This window comes from Desulfoluna sp. (genome assembly GCF_030145185.1).
Classification (GTDB): Bacteria; Desulfobacterota; Desulfobacteria; order Desulfobacterales; family Desulfolunaceae; genus Desulfoluna.
Window position 1 is genome coordinate 1 of record NZ_JAQYWB010000075.1, and the last position, 21,250, is coordinate 21,250.

Annotated in this window: 10 protein-coding genes; 7 read left to right on the forward strand and 3 right to left on the reverse strand. The window is 55.9% G+C overall.

Annotation, left to right across the window (positions count from 1 at the left end):
- The first annotated feature begins 68 nt into the window (after positions 1-68).
- The 5 genes from Q1Q75_RS18885 (at position 69) to Q1Q75_RS18905 (ending at position 9,956) form a co-directional block, all read left to right on the forward strand.
- Positions 69-5,561, forward strand: coding sequence for a GAF domain-containing protein (locus Q1Q75_RS18885; RefSeq protein ID WP_300673882.1), 5,493 nt, complete (start codon positions 69-71; stop codon positions 5,559-5,561).
- 12 nt (positions 5,562-5,573) lie between these two features.
- The gene (locus Q1Q75_RS18890; RefSeq protein ID WP_300673884.1) at positions 5,574-6,641 is read left to right on the forward strand and encodes an HD domain-containing phosphohydrolase; all 1,068 of its coding nucleotides are present in this window, start codon (positions 5,574-5,576) and stop codon (positions 6,639-6,641) included.
- Between the two features lie 510 nt (positions 6,642-7,151).
- The gene (locus Q1Q75_RS18895; protein ID WP_300673887.1) at positions 7,152-7,907 is read left to right on the forward strand and encodes an ABC transporter ATP-binding protein; all 756 of its coding nucleotides are present in this window, start codon (positions 7,152-7,154) and stop codon (positions 7,905-7,907) included.
- Complete coding sequence (locus Q1Q75_RS18900) at positions 7,904-9,106, forward strand: ABC transporter substrate-binding protein (RefSeq protein WP_300673889.1); 1,203 nt, start codon at positions 7,904-7,906, stop codon at positions 9,104-9,106. Before Q1Q75_RS18895 ends, Q1Q75_RS18900 begins: the two co-directional genes overlap by 4 nt.
- 43 nt (positions 9,107-9,149) lie before the next feature.
- The gene (locus tag Q1Q75_RS18905; protein WP_300673891.1) at positions 9,150-9,956 is read left to right on the forward strand and encodes an ABC transporter permease; all 807 of its coding nucleotides are present in this window, start codon (positions 9,150-9,152) and stop codon (positions 9,954-9,956) included.
- Positions 9,957-10,222: 266 nt separating this feature from the next.
- On the opposite strand, the gene Q1Q75_RS18910 is transcribed toward Q1Q75_RS18905, so the two are convergent.
- The 3 genes from Q1Q75_RS18910 to Q1Q75_RS18920 all read right to left on the reverse strand — a co-directional run bounded on the left by Q1Q75_RS18910 (position 10,223) and on the right by Q1Q75_RS18920 (position 19,846).
- A complete protein-coding gene (locus tag Q1Q75_RS18910) occupies positions 10,223-12,772 on the reverse strand; it encodes a hypothetical protein (protein ID WP_300673893.1) in 2,550 nt (849 codons plus the stop codon).
- Between the two features lie 435 nt (positions 12,773-13,207).
- The gene (locus tag Q1Q75_RS18915; RefSeq protein ID WP_300673895.1) at positions 13,208-13,852 is read right to left on the reverse strand and encodes a response regulator transcription factor; all 645 of its coding nucleotides are present in this window, start codon (positions 13,850-13,852) and stop codon (positions 13,208-13,210) included.
- Between the two features lie 1,143 nt (positions 13,853-14,995).
- Complete coding sequence (locus Q1Q75_RS18920) at positions 14,996-19,846, reverse strand: AAA family ATPase (RefSeq protein WP_300673897.1); 4,851 nt, start codon at positions 19,844-19,846, stop codon at positions 14,996-14,998.
- A gap of 490 nt (positions 19,847-20,336) precedes the next feature.
- Between Q1Q75_RS18920 and Q1Q75_RS18925 the strand changes: the two genes are divergently transcribed.
- Together Q1Q75_RS18925 and Q1Q75_RS18930 are read left to right on the forward strand one after the other, a co-directional pair.
- The gene (locus Q1Q75_RS18925; RefSeq protein ID WP_300673899.1) at positions 20,337-20,795 is read left to right on the forward strand and encodes a hypothetical protein; all 459 of its coding nucleotides are present in this window, start codon (positions 20,337-20,339) and stop codon (positions 20,793-20,795) included.
- A complete protein-coding gene (locus Q1Q75_RS18930) occupies positions 20,795-21,250 on the forward strand; it encodes a hypothetical protein (RefSeq protein WP_300673901.1) in 456 nt (151 codons plus the stop codon). Before Q1Q75_RS18925 ends, Q1Q75_RS18930 begins: the two co-directional genes overlap by 1 nt.

Here is a 21,250-nt window from a genome sequence, read left to right on the forward strand (position 1 = left end):
ATGGGTCGGGTTCGTTTCCCCTGATCCCGGAGGAGCCCCCCCCACTCGTCGGGGATTTTGAGCTGCGTGTGGAGACGCGTGACCGTTCCCAGGAAGGGATGGCAGGTGCCCTCTCAAGGCCGACGGAAAGAGGGGGGCCGTCGGAGCAGGAGGGGGAGGCAGGACGCATCGAGCAGATGCTGGTGGTGACCCTGCTGACCCTGGCTTTATTGACCGTCAGTATGTGGGTGCTGCTTCGCCAGGCCGGAGGCGCACTTCCCCCGGTCCTGCGTACCTATGGGTTCCAGGCGGTGGGTGTGATCGCGGGGACGGTGCTGGTGGCTGCCGTTGTCTCCTATGCCTGGTTCGGTATTCAAAACCTGGAGACACGGATTCGGCAGGGCATGGGGCGATCCCTGGAGGTTGTCCTCGCCTCAACGGACGCGGCGCTGACGGCTTGGATGGAGGGCCGAACAGAGTTTGTGGAGGAGTATGCCCGCGACCCCCGGCTTGTGGAACTGGCACAGGTGCAGACCACGATTCCGCGGCATCGCAAGGCCCTTCTGGAAAGTGACAACCTGAAGGCGTTGCGGGTCTATTTCCAGAATTCAGGCTCGATCCGCTGGGGAGAGGGTTTTTTTATTATTTCGAAGGATTTTATCAATATCGGCTCCATGCGGGATGAAAACATTGGCTTGAAAAATCTCATCGCCGAGCAGCGTCCAGACCTGATGGCCGCCGTTTTTTCCGGGAAGACCGTTTTTGTTCCGCCCATTCATTCCGATGTGGCCCTGCACCGGGGCGACGCGGAGCCGGTCAAGGGTGGGGCACCCACCAGCTTTATCGCCGCGCCTCTGAGACAGGAGGACGGCTCGGTCTTTGCCGTGGTGACACAGCGACTGGACCCGTCGGAAAGTTTTACCCGGCTTTGCCGCATCGGGCATATCGGGAAGACAGGCGAAACCTATGCCTTCGACCGCAACGGGTTTTTTCTTTCCCGGAGTCGGTTTGAAAAGGAGCTGGTGGGTCTGGGGCTTCTCAGCCCGAAGGTCTCCTCCATCCTGACCGCCCGTGTCTTGCGTCTCGGTGTGGGGCAGGATCTGACCCGTATGGCGAGGTCTGCCATCGCCGGGGAGTCCGGGGTGGATGTCGCAGGGTATCGTGATTATCGGGGCAGGCGTGTGCTCGGGGCGTGGCTGTGGGATGCAGATTTGCAGATGGGGTTGGCAGCCGAGATCGATGAAGAGGAGGTGATGATCACCTACCGGGCCAACCGGCGTGTGGTGGTGAGTGTGATCGGGTTGACCATGGTGCTGATGACCCTTTTGTCGGGGGTGATCTTGATCCATGCGGAACAGACCCAGCGCAACCTGAAAAAGGCCCGGGATGAGTGGGAGGCCGTGGCAGAGGAACGTCACGAAGAGCTGCAGAGGCGGGAGAAGAAGTTTCGCGACATTTTTGACCAGAGTGTGCAGCTGATGGCGATTCTGGATACCTCGGGCCGTATTATGGACGTGAACCGAATGTCTTTGGAGATGACGGGTAGCACAGGGGACGAGCTCCTCGGGACTCTCTTCTGGGACGGCCCCTGGTGGAGCCATTCGCCGGAGGTCCAGGGAAAGGTGATTGGGGCGGTTCGGGATGCGGTGTCCGGAAGTCGTGTGGGGTTTGAAGTCATTCATCAGGATACCCGGGGACGGTCTCACCACGTCGATTTTACCCTGATGCCTGTGATGGATGAGGAGGGGCGGGTCATGTCCCTGCTCTCCATGGGAAAGGACATCACAGAGCAGAAGAGGGCAGAGGCCAATCTGCGGGCCTCGGAATCTTTTCTGCAGTCGGTGTTGGATGCGCTCTCCGCGCATATTGCGGTGCTGGGAAGCAGTGGCACCATTTTGGCGGTCAACGCCGCCTGGCGCCAATTCGGCATTGAAAACGGCAGCCGGGAAGAGGACGGAGGCGTCGGGACGAATTACCTGGAGCTGTGCAGAACGGTTGCCGGGGCCGAGGACGAAGACACTCCGGCAATGTATGAGGGCATTCGTCAGGTGATCAGCGGGGAACGGAAAGATTTTTTTCTCACCTACCCCAGGCACAGCCCGAAGGCGCGACGATGGTTCAGCCTGAGGGCCAACCGGCTGGATACGTCGAGGTCTTCCCGGGTGGTGGTGGCCCACGAAGATGTGACGGAGATCAAGGCGGCGGAAGAGGCCCTGAAATTGGATGAGGAGCGTCTGGAATCCCTGCTTCGGCTGAGTCAGGGGACGTGGACGTCTGAGCAGGCGCTTACCGATTTTGCCCTGGAGCAGGGGGTTCGGTTGACCCGCAGTGAGGTGGGGTATCTCCATTTTTATGATGAGGAGCTCAAGAGCCTCATGTTGCACGCCTGGTCCCGGAAGGTCCTGAAGGGGTGCCGGTCAGAGTCAGCCGACCATTATCCCCTGGAGAAAGCGGGCGTGTGGGCCGATTGTGTGAGGGAAAGGCGGGCGGTGATTCACAACGATTATCAGAGCCTGGCCGGGAGGCAGGGGCTGCCGGAAGGCCATTTTGAGCTGGTCCGTCACATGAGCATTCCCGTCTTCGATGGGAAGCGCATCATGGGGGTGGCCGGTGTGGGCAACAAACAGGAGGCCTATGACGAGTCCGATATTCGTCAGCTGAATCTGTTTATGAACAACCTGATGGTGATTTTAAAGCAGAAGCAGGCGGAAGAGGCGGTGGCCATGCGGGCGACGTGGGCCGAAGGGCTCCACAAGGCCGGGACAGAGCTCTCCCGCTGTGAGACCATCGAGGAGCTGGCCGCCGTGGCCCAGCGCACCACGGTTCAGCATCTTCCCCTCTCCATGGCGTCTGTTGGCATTGCCGGGACGATGGGGGAGATTTTGCCTTTTCCGCGGGATGAAGAGGCACCGAGGCTCTGGGTAAGCCGGTGTCCGTGTCAGCTTCGGGTGATGGAGGGCGGTCAGGCGATTGTCGTCCCGGATGTTGATGGAGCGCCGCTTTATGAGGCCTGTCGCGAGTGCGCGAGGGTCCATGGATTTGGCAGCTGTGCCACCTTTCCTCTTTTTGCCGGTGAGGAGTGCGTCGGGATCTTCACCATTCGGTCCCAGGAACGGGGGCGTGCCTCGGTTCTTCCCCAGCTGGTCCCCTTAATCGAAACCCTGGTGGGGCAGGTGGGGTATGTTTGGGAGCGGTGTGAGGCTGAAACGCATCGCCGGCGTCAGACCGAGGCACTGAGGGCCTCCAATGAAGCCCTGGATCGTGCGAAGAAAGGGGCCCTGCAGCTGATGCAGGACGCCACAGGTCAGAAAAATCGTGCGGAGGAGGCCCTTGCAAAGCTGGCCGAGTCGCAGAGTGAGCTGGCCATGGAGCGCGAGCAACTGCAGAAGATCCTGGAGACGAGTCCGGTGGGGGTTGGCATTGCCGTGGATGATAGGGTGCAGTGGATCAACCCGCGGTTTTCAGAGATCACCGGTCTGGAGGTGGGGGACTCGACCCGCAAGTTGTATGTCAATGAGGCAGACCGGAAAGAGATCCTGGCTGAAATGCGGGAAAAGGGGATTGTTCGAGATTTTGAGCTTTCTGTGCACGGTCAAAACAGGGATTCCCTCGATGTGCTGAGTACTTTTTATACCGTTGAATATGAGCGAAAAAGTGCCATCCTGGGTTGGCTGGTCGACATCACAGAGCGCAAGCAGATGGAGCTGGAGATTATGGCGGCACGGGACAAGGCCGAAGCCGCGACCCGGGCCAAGAGCCAATTCCTGGCCAATATGAGCCATGAAATCCGGACGCCCATGAATGCCATCCTGGGGTTTCTGGAGCTGGCTCTTGAAGGGTCCTCCCTGCCGACGGAGATCCACCAGTACCTGAACACGGCCCTCTCTTCTGCCCGGGGGCTCTTGAGTCTGATCAACGACATTTTAGATATCAGCAAGCTGGAGAGCGGCAAACTTCAGATCGACGAAGAGCCCTTTCATCTTGCCACGGTGATGAATCAGACCTGTGACATTATGAATGTGAAGGCACGGGAGAAGGGACTTGAGATGCATCTGGAGATTCACCCTGCCCTCGCCGGTTTTTTTATAGGCGATGCCTTGCGTCTCAAGCAGATTCTGATCAATTTGATTGGCAATGCCATTAAATTTACGGAGGAGGGCGAGGTCCTTGTCAGCGTGAAACCAGAAGGGGAGGGCCGAAAACTTCGGTTTGCCGTGACGGATACGGGGATCGGGATTGCGCCGGATCGCCTGGCACAGATCTTTGAGCCTTTCTCCCAGGCAGACAGCTCCATTACCCGACGATTCGGGGGAACAGGCCTTGGGACCACGATCTCCAGCCAGCTGGTGAGGCTCATGAACGGTTTTATCTCGGTCGAGAGTGTCGAAGGGGAGGGCAGCACCTTTTGGTTTACCCTCGATCTGCGCCGTGTGGCTCGCTTCGAAGACGCAGAGGAGGCTGGAAGTGCGCGTCTTGAACCAACCCGTTGTTTTCGGGTTTTGCTGGTGGAAGACGTGGAGGCCAATGTCAAACTCGCCACTATTCGCCTGGAGGGGCAGGGGCATGAGGTGAGTCTTGCCTGGAATGGCCGGGAGGCCCTGGATGCAATCGGCAGGGATGCGTTTGACCTGGTGCTTATGGATATTCAGATGCCGGTGATGGATGGCCTTGAGGCCACCCGGCAGATTCGCGGAATAGAGGCGGAGAGGGGGGATGAGCCGGTCCCCATCATCGCCATGACGGCCAGCGTCACCAAAGAAGAGAGGGAGGAGGACCTGGAGGCGGGGATGGACGCCGTGGTGTCCAAGCCCATCGATTTCCGTCACCTCTTTCGGGTGATGGAGGAGGTGGTTCCGGAAGGACGGGGGGCCTCCAGGCTGCGGGTGGGGGCGGATGAGAGGGCTCCAGGGGGTGCGGATCTGCCTCCTTTGAAGGGTGTGGATGTGGAGCAGGGTCTTCTCACCTGGCGGAACCGGGACGCCTTTGTGGAGGCTCTGAAAGATTTTCTTGTGCGTTATGGGTCGGTCACCGAAACCCTTCGGGCTCATTTTGACACGGGGGCGCTGGAAGAGGTGGCGTATCTGATTCATACCCTGAAAGGGGTCGCGGGCAATCTCTCCCTGGTGGCAGTGTTTCCGGTCGTGGAAGAGATGAACGTCCAGATCAGGGAGGGGCGCTTTGCAGAGGCCCAGGGCCGGTTGGGGGCGTTGGCAGAAGCCCTTGCCATTGTGGAAGCATCCATCGAGGGGGCATCGATTAAAGGGGCCGGGGCTTTTAATCTGCGGGTCGAGGCCCCGACAGAGCCGCTCGATTTTCCGGTGCTGACCCGGCTCTTTGGCGACCTGTGCCTTGCTTTGGAACAGTATAGCCCCCAGGCAGTGGAGCCCTCTCTTTCTGAGTTGCAGAGGTATTTGACGGCCCCACAGCTTGCCCCGGTGATCAAGGAACTGGAACGGTTTGACTTCGACGCGGCCGGCGTGAAGGTGATGGCTCTGGCCGAAAGTCTGGGGATTCACATGGAAGGAGGGGCTTTTGTGTCGCCCCTCTCCGATGGCGGACCGGCAGACGGCGACGGCCGGTAAAGCGAGGTGCTTATGACAGGCGACAAGCGTTGGAAGGTTCTGCTGGTGGATGATGAACCGAATAATCTCAAGCTGCTGGGCCAGATATTGCAGCCGACATATGATCTGGCCTTTGCCTCGGGAGGGGCCAAGGCCCTGTCCATTGCGGCCAAGGTAAAACCGGATCTGGTGCTGCTGGATATCATGATGCCGGAGGTGGACGGTTACGAAACCTGCCGGAGGTTGAAGGCCGCTCCTCAGACCGCTGCGATTCCGGTGATTTTTGTCACCGCCATGGATGAGGTGGAGGACGAACGCCGCGGGTTTGGGGTCGGGGGGGTGGATTACATCACCAAGCCGGTCTCTGCTCCTCTCGTTCTGGCTCGTGTGGCGACTCATCTGCATCTCTATGATGAGCAGAGGGCCTGCAATATGCTGGTGGCGAAGCGTACCGCAGAGCTCGAATCCAGTCAGAGGGCTGCCATCTACATGCTGGGAGAGGCCGGGCACTTTAACGATGATAACACCGGTGCCCACATCTGGCGGATGGCGGATTACGCCGAGACCGTTGCCCGAAGCGTGGGATGGCATGTGGATCGGGCTGTCATGTTGAAACTGGCCGCCCCCATGCACGATACGGGCAAAATTGGCATCCCGGATACGATCCTTAAAAAACCGGCCAAACTCTCCGAATCGGAATGGAAGGTGATGAAAGGTCACACCACCATCGGCCACAGCATTCTCTCCCGGAGCGATACCCCGTTGTTTCATTTTGCCGCAGATATTGCCCTTTATCACCATGAAAAGTGGGATGGCTCCGGGTATCCCATGGGTCTTTCCGGGGAGGCGATTCCCGAGAGTGCCCGTATTGTGGCCCTTGCCGATGTGTTCGATGCCCTGACCATGAGGCGTCCGTACAAAGAAGCCTGGACAGTGGCCGATGCCTTGAGTGACATCAAACAGCGCCGGGGGAACCAGTTTGATCCGAAGATTGTGGACGGTTTTCTGGCCGTGGAGGAGGAGATCTGCCATGTGAAACAGGTGTGGGATGAAAAGGAGGACACCCAGATCCCGGATGACATCTGGGGGAATGCGGTGTGACACCAGAGAAAATCGGGAAGATTTACACGGGAAAAGGGGCTGTGAACAGCCCTTTTTTTTGCCGTGATTCCCATGTCGGCCATTGTATTTAAGCCCATCGCCACCAGCCACCAGCCTCCAGCCACCTGCCTTCAGCCTTCTGCCTTTAGCCTTCTGCCCCCCGCCTTCCGCCCTTAGCCTTCAGCCTTCAGCCCTTAGCCCTTAGCCCTTAGCCCTTAGCCCTTAGCCCTTAGCCCTTAGCCTTCAGCCTTCCGCCTTCCGCCCCCCGCCTTTAACCTATCGCCTATCCCTCCTCCCCCCATCGGATCCTGGCATCGCCAGTCCGAGCCAGTTGGAAAACAAATATCGTGAAATGACAGTAAAATAAGTGGGATGACGGTGGTGTGGCGGGGGGCGTCAATATTTCCCTTTAACTCTTTGCTGGGAACAACCGAAAACACAGTGTGGGGGAGAATTTAAACAGGGCGTGGTACGGGAGTCTTCGATAAAGCGGTGGAACAGACAGGGAACATGACAGACAAGATACGAATCAGCGACATTTCAAAATCATTTAAGCTCTCAAAGCGCAAGCGGAAGACCGCTCTGGGTGGTGTTCAGCTCACCGTCTCCCAGGGAGATTTTCTGGTGGTGCTTGGCCGGTCCGGGTGTGGTAAATCCACCTTGCTTAATATCGTGGCCGGCATGGTTTCACCCACAAGCGGAGAGGTCACCGTGGACGGGGCCGTTGTGACTCGTCCCGACCCCTCGCGCATCCTCCTCACCCAGCAGCCCACCCTGCTGCCTTGGCTCACCGTGGAAGAGAACGTTGCCTTCGGGTGTCGGCTTCGGGGGGAGACCGACGATCTCCTCCCCAGGGCGCGTCGCTACCTGGAAAGGGTCCACATGGGGGGGCACGAGAGTTATCTTCCCGGGGAGCTCTCCCTGGGCATGCAGCAGCGTGTCTGTCTGGCCCGGGCGCTGATGGGGCGGCCAGATCTTCTTCTGATGGACGAACCCTTCGGGGCGCTGGACACCTTTACGCGGACCAAACTTCATAGCGAGATGATCCGGATTCGTCAGAACACCTCCATTACCGTGGTTTTTGTGACCCACGACCTGGATGAAGCCCTGATTCTGGGAAACCGTGTGGTGCTTCTGGGCGGCGAGCCCGGACACATTATGGCCGATTTTACCATTGACAGGCCTTACCCGCGGGATGCGGCCGATCCTGTCATTTATGAAATGAAACGTGAGATCATGGCTCAGTTTCAGGAGATGGTCGCATGAAACAGGCTTTTACCCGCAGGGATTTTATGAGGCAGTCCGGGCTGGCCGTCGCCGGCTCCGCCCTGGGCCTCTCCGGGCTGGTCGGGCCGATTTTTGCGGGCGGGGAGCCCGAACTCCGAGTGGGGTACCTGCCCATCACCGACTCGGCCCCGCTTCTCATCGCCCACGCCCTGGGGTACTTTAAAGAAGAGGGGCTTCGCCTGAAAAAACCGGTGCGGGTGCGAAACTGGTCCACCCTCATGGAGTCTTTTCTCTCCGGAAAATTCAATTTGACCCACATGCTGTTCCCCATGCCGGTCTGGATGCGGTTTAAAAATCGGGTGCCGGTGAAGGTCCTGGCCTGGAACCACACCAACGGCAGCGCCATCACCGTGCGTGGTGATTCGGCCATTCGAAGTTTTGCGGATCTGGGCGGTCACCAGATCGCCGTGCCTTACTGGTACTCCATCCACAACGTGATTCTTCAGATGGGCCTGAGAACATTCGGTCTGAAGCCGGTGATTCAGCGACAATCAGTGCCCCTGGCCCCAAACGAGGTCAATCTTTTTGTTCTTCCTCCTTCGGAGATGCCCGCGGCCCTTGCCGGACGGAAAATTGACGGGTACATTGTGGCCGATCCCATCAACGCCATCAGCGAAGTGAAGACCGGCGCCCGCATCATGCGGTTTACCGGGGATATCTGGAAGAACCATCCCTGCTGCGTGGTGGTGATGAACGAGGGGCTGATTGCCCGTCAGCCGGTCTTTACCCAGAAGGCGATGAACGCCATCGTTCGGGCCCAACTCTGGATTACGGGAAACCGCAGCGAAGCGGCCCATATCCTCAGTCGGCAAGGCGGGAATTATCTTCCCATGGACGAAAAAATTCTGCACCGGGCCTTCTCCGGGTACGATTTCTCCGTGTATGGCAACACGGGTGGCACCGGTGCCATCCACCATCCGGAGTGGCAGATGGAGCGTATCGGTTTTCAGCCCTGGCCCTATCCGTCAGCCACCCGGCTTCTGGTCGGAGAGTTGGGGCGAACCCTCGTCGAAGGGGATGTGGGCTTTTTGCGCACCCTGAATCCAGAGGTGGCCGCCGCGGACCTCGTGGACGATCGCTTCGTCACCCGGGCTATTGAGGCCGTGGGCGGCCCCGATAAATTCTCGTACGGCCACCTTGACAACCCCTTCCATCGGGAGGAGATCATTTCGGTGTAGCCGGATTGAACCGTGAACTATGATGAATGTGATTGAGAGATACTTGAAAAAACAGTCCGTCTATACCCCACAACCCTATGCGGAAAAGATGATGAACAGCGGCGTCTTCATGGGCCTTGTCGGCTTCCTTTTTTTTGTCGGCCTCTGGGCCATCGGGGGCTATTTTCTCTTCAGCCGATCAGACCTTGTCCATTTTCAGGGGTTTTTGCCTGGCCCCACCCTCAAGGGGCTGGTGCGCCTTGGGATGAGCGCTCACTTCTGGGCCTCGGTGGGGGCCAGCCTCTCCCGGGTCTGTCTGGGGATTCTCATTGCTTTTATCGTGGGCTTTCCCGTGGGGCTTCTCCTCGGCTTTTATAAAAAGATCCGGATCCTCACCTATCCACCCATGCAGTTTCTGCGCATGGTGAGCCCTCTGTCCTGGATGCCCATCGCCCTGCTTATTTTTTCCAGCTTTGAGACGGCCATCTGCTTTATCATCACCATGGCCACGGTCTGGCCCATTATTTTGAACACCTCCCTGGGGGTGGTGCGGGTCAACCCCGGCTGGATCATGATGGCCCGGAACCAGGGCGCCACGGACCGGCAGGTCCTCACCCGAATCGTCATTCCCGCCTCCATTCCCTATATCCTGACGAGCCTGCGCCTCGCCCTCGGGGTCGCCTGGATCGTCCTCGTCCCCGCCGAATTCTTAGGGGTCTCCAGCGGCCTGGGCTACATCATCAACGACGCCCGGGATACCATGGAGTACGATCTCCTCATGGCCACGGTGCTCGCCATCGGCCTCCTGGGGTTCTGTCTGGACGGCAGTATTCAGCTGTTTCGCAGGTATTTGAACTGGGGGCATGATTAACAAGGTGGCGCAACTTTGAAAGCGGGTTTACGAATGCGCATCGGGAGGCGCCTCTTGAAACTGAAATGCATCCGCATTCGCCCGACGTGTGATGGTCAGCATCGTGCGTCGCACATGCGTGAGCCGACGGCTTTTCACTGGTGACTCATAGGTTGACATTAACCGGAATAACTCCGGCGGCCAGGGGAGGCCCCCCTGGATCCCAGGTGGCAGCCGGTTCGCTGGCGCTTACCGGCTGCAGAGTTGCCTGGCCCCACCCTTTTGTTTTAGGGTTGTTTGACGAAGGTGATGATGCCTTGCTCCTCATCCCCAGGCTCGCTGTCGCTGAACACCATGATCATCACGTCTTTGCCGGAGCTTAAGTACCAGCCGAGGGTTTCGGTGCTTCCATCCGAGACCACGCCTTCCGCAGTGACGGTCAGGGTGCCACTGTCTTCATCATCGTCGGTTGTATTCCAGTGGTATTTCCCGCCGGCATCGATGATTATCGTGCCTGCTTCGGCGCAGGTGTTTTTAGCGAGGGAGCCATCCTCCGTCGGAGTCGCGGCCACCGTGGTGTGCCAGATGCCGGTGAGGTCGGTCAGCGTACAGTCGCTTGCGGGTTTGACGAAAAGCAAGGTTCCCTGTTCCTCGCTGCTGGTGTCGTTAAAGACCGTGGCCATCACATCTTTTCCAGCGTTCATGAACCAGCCTACCGTCTCCTCGGTGTTCACCGTTGAACTGACCTCCCCATCTTTTGAAATGGCTAAGGTCCCTTTTTCATCGTCGATTTTCCACTCGTATGAACCGTTTTCCGCAACCGTCATCGCATCGGCTTCCGCCCAATACTCGCCGTTTCCTCCTTCCGTGTTCGGGGTTCCGAGCCCCACAGAATTCCAGGTACCTGTCAAATCGGAGGCGGCATAGAGGGCTGTCGCTTTTTTTACAAAGGTGAGGGTCCCCTGATCATTTCCTTCGGTGTCGTCGAAAACGAGGGTCATGACATCTTTGCCTGCGTTTATGTACCAGCCTAAATTTTCGGTGGCCTCAGAGTCGCTGAGGGTTCCTTTTTTTGCGTCTGTTAAGGTGAGGGTTCCGGTTTCGATAACGGCCTTCGCAGCGGCGTCTTTGGTCTCCCATCTGTATTCGCCATTGCTTTGAACGGTCAGGGTGCCTGCCTCTGTGAAGCTGTTGGCGGCGACCGCTCCCGTCTTGTTGGGCGTTACGGCTTCCGTGGAGTACCAGGTCCCCGTCAGATCGGATTGCAGGTAGGCGGGGCCTGGTGTTGCAGCAATTCGTTGGAAATAGACCGGGTCCTCGTCGGTGTCGGCGGAGAACACCAGGCTGCCACCGGTTGTAATGAACATCGACTCGCCTTGCTGATCTTCCTCCTCATTCTTATTGAAAAGCCCCCCATCAGCATCCGTTTCGACATGTGCATCTGTTACCTTAAAAACGTTGCTGATGGGATCGTAGTTATAGGTCCCAAACTCACCGGAGAGAGCCTGTGCAAATGGTGCATAGTCATTCTCTTCATTTTTGGTGTGGGCAATGACATATTTGGTATCTGAAAGAAAGGTGAGCACGTGGATATCGTCTGCATCATCCTCTGATGAAAGAATGTAGGCACCCTGAAGAGAATGGACAGGGTTTGGAATTCGAGTCAATGTGACATCGTAATAGTCGTCTGCCTCGTATTCGTCATCAAGATCATTGTCTGTGTGCACGAGGACCAGGGCGTTGTTTTTGACCGTCGCGGTTGCCCAGACTGATCTTTCGTCCCACAAGCCGCCAAAACCGTCACCGTCATTGAGGCCGGTGACAAACACTTCAAAAGCCCCAGTGGTTGTATTCCAGGTATAGGTTCCGTACTCCACAGAACCAGCTTCCTGTCCTTCGTCAGCCTCTTCCTTCTCGTGGATCATGATGTAGCGCGATTCATCGATAAAAGTGAGTATATTGCTGTTGCCGTCGTCTTCGGTAATGTCCCAGCTTCCCAGAATATCGGTGGCTTTTGCATTCGCTTGAGGCGTCGTTGTCTCTTCCACTTCCTCTTCAATATCCAGGTCTTCCATATCATTATCGATATCATCCACAATGGAATCCATCGCATCAGGTGGGATGATTTCATCATCAAGATCTTTAACGGCCGCAACGATCTGTGTCAGTTTGGCCTCAACCTCTTTTACGACAACGGCAATCATGGCCCCGTAGTCTTCATCGATATTTACCTTGGAGGAGCCCATTGCCTTGGCTTCTATCTGCTCTTGAAATGCTCCAAAAGCATTGGCCACGACCTGAGCGACTTTCCGAAGGTTTTTCTGGTCCTCGGTCGGTGTCCCCCCTGTTTCAATGTAGTCGGAAAAAAGGTCTGCACTGGTTCCCAGCTGATTTTGAACGGCCTCTTCAGCGTCATCAACCGTCAGCCCGTCTTTTTCAACGCGGGCCTGAACCAAGGTTGTGATCGGGCTGATAAACTCTGGTTTGCCCATGGGAGCCGATAACACGTAGGGTTTGCCCACGGCCTGTCCTGTGTCTTCATCAATGACGGTGACTGATACTTCAACGACCAGAGGGTATTGATCCAGATCGTCTCCCTCCAGTTTATATTTTCCTCCAGGAAGGGTTTTTGTGAAGGGTTCGCCCTCATCCCAGCGTTTGTTTCCGTTGCGGTCGGAAAAAACCTTTGCGCCCACCAGATATCCATCGGCAACAATCCCACTGACGTTGTCGGGAGTATCCACAGCAGGGGTGGTTCCATTGCTGCTGCCACAGCCGGCCACCAGCAACAGGGCGACAATCAGACTCAAAAAGCTCATCTTCATTTGCAGTTTCATTTCATTCTCCTTACGTGTACAGGGTGAGTCTTTGTGTTCGGGGTTTTCTATTTTAGCCCTTGAAAAAGGGGGTATGCCCGGTGTGGAGCCACTGACTTGACGGGTTGTCATTTTTTGCCGTTGTTCAGGACTTTTAACCTGCCGAGAACTCTGGACGCAGAAATGGCTTCCGGTTTATTGACCGTGATGCTGAAGGGTCTGTTTTATCGTTAAGGGGGTGTGTCTGAATCTTGCGTTGAATGGAAAAAACGCGGGGTGGAAAAAAGCGGCTCCCCTGTCCCCCCCGGAACATCCACGGGGAGCCGCGTTCAGGAGAGGGGCTAAACCGTCTCCCGAAACTTAAAAAATGATGTGTGGGGCCGATGCCCCTAACCCGGATATTTCACGAAATGTCTTATTTCTTTGGGGCGATCGTTTTTTTATGACATACCCGGGCTAATCCAGGGTCACCATGCCTTCGCGAATGGCATATTTGGTCAGCTCGGCGATGCTGCCGAGGTTCAGTTTTTTCATCACCTGCTGGCGGTGGGCAGAGACAGTTTTGGTGGTGACGTTGAGCTGGCCGGCGATCTGATCCGAGGTCATCCCTTCGGCCACCAGCTGCAGGACCTCGCGTTCCCGAAGGCTTAAGGGGGTGGGTTCCTCTTCCGTGACGAAGTTGTTGGCGTAGTCGGTCATCACGGTGCCCGCGATCTCAGGGCTTAAGTAGGACTTGTTTGCGTGGACCAGGGTGATGGCTTTGAGAAGTTCGTCAATGGCGCAGTGCTTCAGCATGTAACCGGAGACCCCGGCCTTGAGCATCCCGGTGATAAAGCGCCTTCCGGTGTGAACCGACAGGGCGATGACCTTTATCTTTGGGTTCTCCCCTTTGATCATGCGGGTGGCCTCGATGCCGTTTAAGTCCGGCATGCTGATGTCCATGACCACGATGTCGGGGTTCAGCTTGAGAGCGTGTTTGACAGCGTCCCGACCATTGTTCGCCTGGGCCACCACCTCCATGTCGGGGTGGTTGGAGAGCAGGGCGGCAAGGCCTTCCCGGATGATATTGTGGTCGTCTGCAAGCACGATGTTGATCGCCATGTGTTCTCCTGAATTTTCTCTCTTGGCTTCGCTTAGTCCGTTGATGATTCAACCTACAATCGGACGAGAGGAAAAGCAATTGGTAGAAGTACCATAATGGGGGGTGAGAAAGTCGGGGGCGGAAGATGGTGAATAGTGAATAGGGGACAGTGAAAAGTGAATAGGGAGCAGTGAAAAGTGAATAGGGAGCAGTGAAAAGTGAATAGGGAGCAGTGAAAAGTGAATAGGGAGCAGTGAAAAGTGAATAGGGAGCAGTGGAAAGTGAATAGGGAGCAGTGGAAAGTGAATAGGGAGCAGTGAAAAGGGAAAAGGGAATAGTGAATAGTGAATAGTGAATAGTGAATGGTGAAAAGTGAATGGTGAAAAGTGAATGGTGAAAAGTGAATGGTGAAAAGTGAATGGTGAATGGTGCGATCCGGCAGGAAAGCCGATTGAAATGGAGCGCCGCACTCCGGTGCGGCATTTACGCGATACCGGTGGGCGTACGCAGCTCAGTGGGATGTGACAACGGAGGCGAGGTAAGTTCTGGCTGTTAAGGTGGTTCGGGTTGGGGCCAAGCTTCAGGCAAAAAAGCCGCACAGGAGTGCGGCGCTCCAGGGCGAGGCGAATTAATTATTGTAGCGGGTTAACTTCGTGGTAAATGACATGCGGCTGAAAAAGGGGTTCATTTTTGGCAGGTTTTGGTGCTGCATGGATTCTGTCCGGTGGATACCGCCGGAACCCTGTGGAGGGTCCAATGGCGTGTCTGTCATGATGCCGTTGTGCTTCAAAACGGTGGGGGTGATGGCGAACGAAAAAAGCCGCGGCGGAGCGCGGCGCGCCCAGAAAAACCTGCTGTGGATTATCTCGGGGTGTCATTTCTGTTCTGGTTTCATTTTCTCCGTTACGAGGGAAATCAGGCAGTTGTCCGAAATGATAATCAAGGCTTGTTCTTTCCAAAGGCCTTAAGACCCTTCACTCACCACTCACCACTCACCACTCACCACTCACCACTCACCACTCACCACTCACCACTCACTACTCACTACTCACCACTCACCACTCACCACTCACCACTCACCACTCACCACTCACCACTCACCACTCACCACTCACCACTCACCACTCACCACTCACTACTCACTACTCACCACTCACCACTCACTACTCACTACCATCAGCCCCCATCGGCAGGCTCAGCACCACACGGGTGCCGCTGACAGGGCCTGGTGTGATGATGAGGCGGCCGCCGTGGTGGGCCAGGCGTTCTTTGATGGAGAAGAGGCCGAAGCCGTTTGATGTGTGCCGTCGGGCCGCAGTTTCAGGGATGTCAAAGCCCGTTCCGTTATCCGTGATGGTGACGTGGATGCTGTCGCCGGATGATTCCACGGAGAGGTTGACCCGTGTGGCTTTTGCATGTTTGACGATGTTGAACAGTATCTCCCGTGAGGCCTGATAGAGAAGGATGCGGGAGCTCTCGGGGAGCGGGCCCTCTTCCAGCGCGTCGTCGAAATCGACCTTTATGCCGTGGGGCTCAAGCATCAGTTCGGCCAGGGTGTCCAGGGCGGCCGCAAGGCCCAGTTCGTAGAGGTCGGGGGGGCTGAGTTCGAAGGTGAGGTGCCGGATGTCGTGGAGGGTCTGGTCCACCAGCTGCCGGATCTGGAGGAGTTCGGCTTCGATCTCCGGGTTAGGGGCGGTGTTTTTCAAGGCAGAGAGTTTCAGCCGGGAGAGGGTTAAGGACTGTCCGATCTCATCGTGGAGGCCGATGGCGATGCGTCGTCTCTCCTTCTCTTCGGTGAGGAGGATGGAAGAGGAGAGGCCGCGGAGTTTCTCCTGATAGAGGGTCACCTCCTCTTCGGCTTTTTGCCTGGCCCTGGCGTGGGTAAGGATGTCGGTGACGGTTTTTAAGATCTCGACTCGTTTGAGGGTGAAGGCCCCTTCCAGGAGATCGTTTTCCAGGTAGAGGGCGCCCAGACTTTTGCCGCCTTCCCTCAAGGGCATGCAGAGAAGGGATCGGGGCGCTTTTTCGCCGTGAAAGCTGAGTCCCGGGGATGTCCCTTCAGGCTGCGGGAAGACCACGGGGGTCCCCGTTCGGATGACGTAGCGGATGACGCGTTGCGCCTCGGGGGGCATGTTTTCAAACATGAGGGGAGGGTGGGGGGCTTTTGTCTCTCCACCGACCCTTGCTTCCACGATGAAGTGGTCGTCTTCGGCAAGAATCAGGCTGCCGACCCTGGCCCCTGCGTTTTCGATGACGATGCTCATGAGGCGCTCCATCAGGTGCGAGAGGTTCGTTTCGCCGGCAATGGCCCGGGAGGCTTTGATGATGGAGACGAGATCCGGCTCTTGTTGAGCATTTTGGAGTGCCCCCTGGGTTTCGGTCCCCAGAAGGTCCGGCCAGGTTTCTTCAAGTTGGGCCACCTTGGCAAGAGCCCCCCAGGCGGTATACGCCTCTCGGGCCTCAGTCAGGTAGACCCTGGCGACCTTCTCTCGTTTTGCCGCGCGATGAAAGCGAAAGGCGCACTCACAGGCCACCGCTTCGATCTGGGCGAAGCCGTTCTCCCTTGCTGCGGCGATGGCGTCGTCAAAGAGGGCCATGGCAGCAGTGGGCCTGTTCTGGATACGGCGGAGCTCCGCCTGTAAGAGGAGCGCCCGGCACTCGAAATTCTCCGGGGCGTGGACCGCCCATCTCTGAAGCTTTTTCAGGCAACCCTTGATCACCCGAAGGGACCGCCATTTTTTCCGTCTCACCTTTGTCGGGTGGATGGCCGCCAGGTTCAGGCCGTAGAAAAGATGGAACTCTGGAATGAAGAGGCACCCGGCAACGCTTGGAAGGGAGGGGACCGCTTCGGCCATGATGTCTGCCGCCTGGCGATAATCGCCGGAAAGGAAATAGAGGACCCCCTTGAACGAAGCAAAATTGGCGATGCCAGTATGATCCTTTTCAGCGTATTTTTTTCTTATTTCGGCTTCGCTGTAGAAGGGGCCGTTGAAATCCTTAAAAGCCGGTTCCGGCGTGGTGAGATTGTGGATGTACTGGCGCGCGACGTTGAACCCCTCGGCACTTCGGGTCTGATTGAAACGCTTGACCAGGGGAACAAAACGTTCATTTTCAGACTGATAAGCGATCAGGCTGGATCCAAGGTATAATTCAATGATGAGAATGTGGTTGATGCTGTAGGCTGCCATGGGAAAATTGCCGCTCTCTGTGGCGCAGCGCAGGGCATGTTCAAGGTGGGGTATTCCTTCCCGATAGTGGCGCTTCCAGTGACAGATCATGCCCCCGAAGATCTGGTGAACATCGCTCTCCAGGCTGGCGCCCGGGTATTTTTTGATCAGGGCCAGCCCAAGTTCACCGAATTGGTATCCCTTTTCGATGGAGAGGCCGCTGCTGCAGAGCATCACCCCGTAAAAGCCGGTGGCCAAGGTCGCATAGGAAGACATGCCGTGTTTAAGTGTGTGGTTCAGGTATTTTAAAGCAATAAAGGGCAGCGCATCGGGTTGCGTGATGTAACACACTTCGAGGGTAAACTTATAGAGCCGGGCCACGGCCAGCTGCCCCGGGTCGGTGAGTGCCGGGCGGTCCACGAGGGTAGAGACCTCTTGTCCCCAAAGCGCTGCCTTTGTTTTGATCAGCTCTTTGAGGGAGGCAATTTTGCCGATGCGGGAGGGGATGCTTTCCCCCAGGGCTCTCAGTGCCTCTATGGCGATGCGATAAGCTTCCATCACCTCACCTGAGTGGATGCGGCTTCTCGCGGTGATGGTGTAAATCCGGGCTTTCATATCGGCCGAAGAGGCGTGTGAAAGGGCTGTGGCAAGGAATGTGTCAGCATGATGTCCGCGCCCGGTCAGGTGAGCGGCTTCCCCTGCTTCGATGGAGAGGGCAAGGGCGAACTCTCCGTAATCCTTCCAGGGGTCTTCAGGAAGGAGAGACAGGCCAGTCTCGGCATAACGAAAGGCGGTTTCAAAGGCGGCACAGGTTCGAGACGCCATGGCGGCGTTTAAGTTGAGTCGGACAAGATCGATGCGTGCTGTGATCCCTTTAATTAGGGCGCGGCCCCGGTTCAGATGAGTCACCGTCTCAAAAAGGGCGCTTCCCTCGGGAGCCCCTTCATGGACTTCGAGAAGAAGGGTGCCGATGCGATGGTGCAGGGCTGCCTTCTCTTCCCCTGTGAGACGATCGCTGACGGCTTCATGCACTTTGTCATGGAAAAATCGGTAAAGAGCCCCTTCCCTCACCAGGAGATCCCGGGACGTCAAGGTTTCAAGGGCCTCTTGGGTGAGGGCCTGGTTCTCCTCTGTGAGGCGGGCGATGAACGCACTGTCAAAGCCTGATCCGATGCAGGCGGCAAATGCCAGAATGCGCCCATGCCATGCAGACAGCTCTGAGATGCGTTGCCCGAGAATTTCCAGGACATCGTCGGTGAGGCTGAGTCGGCTGATGGCCGGAAGATCAAATGTCCAGGTGTCCTCAAAGAGGATGAGTTTTTTTTCATAAAGAGAGACAAGGAATTCTCGGATGAAAAAAGGACTGCCCCCGGAGGCCGTTTCGATGAGTCGGATCAACGGGTCTGTGTCGACTGCGGCCAGGTGAAAGGTGTCGGAGACGAGTTGCCGGATCTGTTCGGACTCGAGCCCGGGAACACCTATTCGGGGCGTGGTATCGCCTTGAGCATCCAGGGCCTCCAGCCAGGGGGCGAGGTGGGGCGCGGATGCTTTCGAATGGTTGCGGAACGCTCCGATAAAGAGGGCCTTCGGCACAGGTTCATCCACCAGCAGGGTGGTGAGGAGGTCCAGGGTTTCGGCGGGGGCCCACTGCAGGTCGTCGATAAAGAGGACCAGAGGGGACGCAGCTTCTGAAAGAGCGCTCAATACATCCTTGAGCACCTCGGTAAAGCGGATTCGGGTCTCATCCGGGGGCAGGGCAGGGATCGGGGTGCCCGGTCCTGTGATCGCTTCAAAGCCTGGAACGATCTCCGTGAGGACCCGTGTGTTGGTGCCGATATGAAGCAACAGGTACTCTTTCCATGTGAGAAGCTCATCCGGACCTGAAGCCAGAATGCGCTGAACCGCCCCTTGAAAGAGTCGGGGGAGAAACCCGTAAGGAGCCTCGTCCTGATTCTGCTCGAATTTGGCAGTAAGGACGAGGCCCCCTTCATCCTGAAACCTTGCTGAGAAAGCTTTGACCAGCGTTGTTTTGCCTGAGCCCGGTCCACCTTCAACCCAGATTCTGGGAGAGCGGCCCCGTCTGGCCTCTGAGCAGGCCTCCTTTAGCCTTTTTTGCTCTTTTTCCCTTCCGTACAGGGTGTTGGGGAGCTTGAAGATGCCTTCCCTGTCGTGGACTCCGAGGGGAAAGGGCCGGAGTTCGCCGGTGGTTTGCAGTTGGTCCAGGCAGGCGGAAAGGTCCGCTGAAACGCCTCGGACGCTCTGGTACCGAGCGTCCGGGGATTTTTGGAGAAGCTTCAGGGTGATCTCTGAAAGGGTGTCGGGAATTTTCGCGTTTTTCTCAGACGGACTCGGGGCAGGGCTGGCCATGTGGGCGTGGAGAGCTTCAAGGGCGGTCTTCGCCGGGAAGGGCGGGGTGCCTGTGAGCATCTCATAAAAAATGGCCCCCAGGGCGTAGAGGTCCATGCGGTGGTCATGCGGATGCTGGCCTCTGCCCGTTTGCTCCGGTGCGATGTAGGGCAGGTATTTCTTTAAGAGTATGGCCTCTTCAACCTCATGGGGCGTCATTTGACCTGTGTTGTCTTCTGTCTTGAGGGTGCCGTCCATGACAAAGCAGCAAGGCAGCTGAAGGACGATTCCCTGGGCCTGCTGAGCGATGAACACAGAGCTGGGGGTAAGGCCTTTGACCACGAGTCCTCGATCATGAAGAGGTACCAGCGCCTGGGCAACACCCGCTGCGATGGTGAGGGCCTCCTCAAGGGAGAGGGCGTTGCCGTGCAGGTGATTTTCTAACGAGATGGGTTGCCCCTCCCCATGTCGGGCCGCGTTGGATACATCGGATTTCCCCATGATACTCCTTGCCTGTTGTGTCCTGTTTTTGCTCGGATTGGCCGTATCATAGTAAAAATGGCGAGAGTTGAAAAGGGGGATGGAAAAGCAGGATAGAGATCATAGGACATAGCCCGGATATTTCACGAGTCGAGCGAGCTCATTTCGCCCGTCCCCTGGTCCTCTTTCGCCCGTCCCCTGGTCCTCCTGGTCCTGGGAACAGGCGGGTGTTGCGGCTTATTGAAAGGAGTGTGGAGGCGTTTGTGGAGAGGCGGAAGGAGGCGGTAGGGATGGTAAATTTAGATCGCTAAGCATAAACCGCTTTTTAAAAATAATAATATCAGAGAGATGTAAAATGGCAGATTAAAATTAATAGCCACGAAGTGTTTAATTATTACAAACCTTCAAAGATTATACGAATTGCGCTATAAAGGTCATTGTTTTGCTTAAAGGGGATACATAGGGTGATGATCCATCAAACATTTTGACAAATGTATGCTGAAAGCTACCAATGGAATATAGTGTAACTGAAATCAAAAATTATGATTCTCTTGAGCAGTTGGGATCAAAAGAAAAATTTTGGTACCATGTCGGCAATAAGGATTTTCTATGCAAATTGGGCAGACCAGGTACTGGTGAAAACTGGGCAGAAAAAGCAGCATGCGAGATATCAAGATTATTAACAATTCCATGTGCATCTTATGAGTTTTCTACATGGGAAGGCAAGCAGGGCGTTCTGTCTCCTACAATTGTCCCGCCATACTGCAGGTTAATACATGGAAATGAATTGTTAGTTAAACATGTCAGTGCCAATTACCCCCAAACTCAAAAATACAAACTTCGTGAGTATAAACTATCAACGGTATTAGCGCTGATGAGAATGCTTGTCATGAAAATTATCAGCTTCCGATTGTCTATGATAGCAATAAAAGAATTAAGTCGATTGAAGAAATGTTTACTGGATACCTGATGTTAGACACGTTAATTTCGAATCAAGATAGACACCATGAGAATTGGGGCTTTATTGAGGATCATACCCAAAAAATAAGTTACCTTGCTCCAACGTATGATCATGCATCAAGCTTAGGTTGCAGAATTTCAGATGAAGAAATTGAGAGGCGATTGAATACAAATGATAAACGTTTTAAAGTGTCAGCTTATGTGAAAAAGGCTACGACACCTTTTTTTACAGAAATTGATGGCGCGCATAAAAGGCTAAAAACTATTGATGCTTTTAAAATGTCAGCAAGCAGGCACAACGATGCTGCGAAATACTGGCTGGAAAAATTAGACATGATCACAGATTTACAATTCGAAGATATTTTTTCTAAAATTTCAAAAGAGTTAATAACTGAATCCAGTATTAAATTTGCACTTGCAATCCTCAAAGAAAATAAATTAATTTTATTAAATAGTGAGATTTAA

Bases quoted from the DNA above. Each gene is read 5' to 3' on its own strand.
- Q1Q75_RS18890 (WP_300673884.1), top strand. From the start codon at position 5,574: ATGACAGGCGACAAGCGTTGGAAGGTTCTGCTGGTGGATGATGAACCG.
- Q1Q75_RS18895 (WP_300673887.1), top strand. From the start codon at position 7,152: ATGACAGACAAGATACGAATCAGCGACATTTCAAAATCATTTAAGCTC.
- Q1Q75_RS18900 (WP_300673889.1), top strand. From the start codon at position 7,904: ATGAAACAGGCTTTTACCCGCAGGGATTTTATGAGGCAGTCCGGGCTG.
- Q1Q75_RS18910 (WP_300673893.1), bottom strand. From the start codon at position 12,772: ATGAAACTGCAAATGAAGATGAGCTTTTTGAGTCTGATTGTCGCCCTG.
- Q1Q75_RS18915 (WP_300673895.1), bottom strand. From the start codon at position 13,852: ATGGCGATCAACATCGTGCTTGCAGACGACCACAATATCATCCGGGAA.
- Q1Q75_RS18920 (WP_300673897.1), bottom strand. From the start codon at position 19,846: ATGGGGAAATCCGATGTATCCAACGCGGCCCGACATGGGGAGGGGCAA.
- Q1Q75_RS18925 (WP_300673899.1), top strand. From the start codon at position 20,337: ATGGAATATAGTGTAACTGAAATCAAAAATTATGATTCTCTTGAGCAG.
- Q1Q75_RS18930 (WP_300673901.1), top strand. From the start codon at position 20,795: ATGTTAGACACGTTAATTTCGAATCAAGATAGACACCATGAGAATTGG.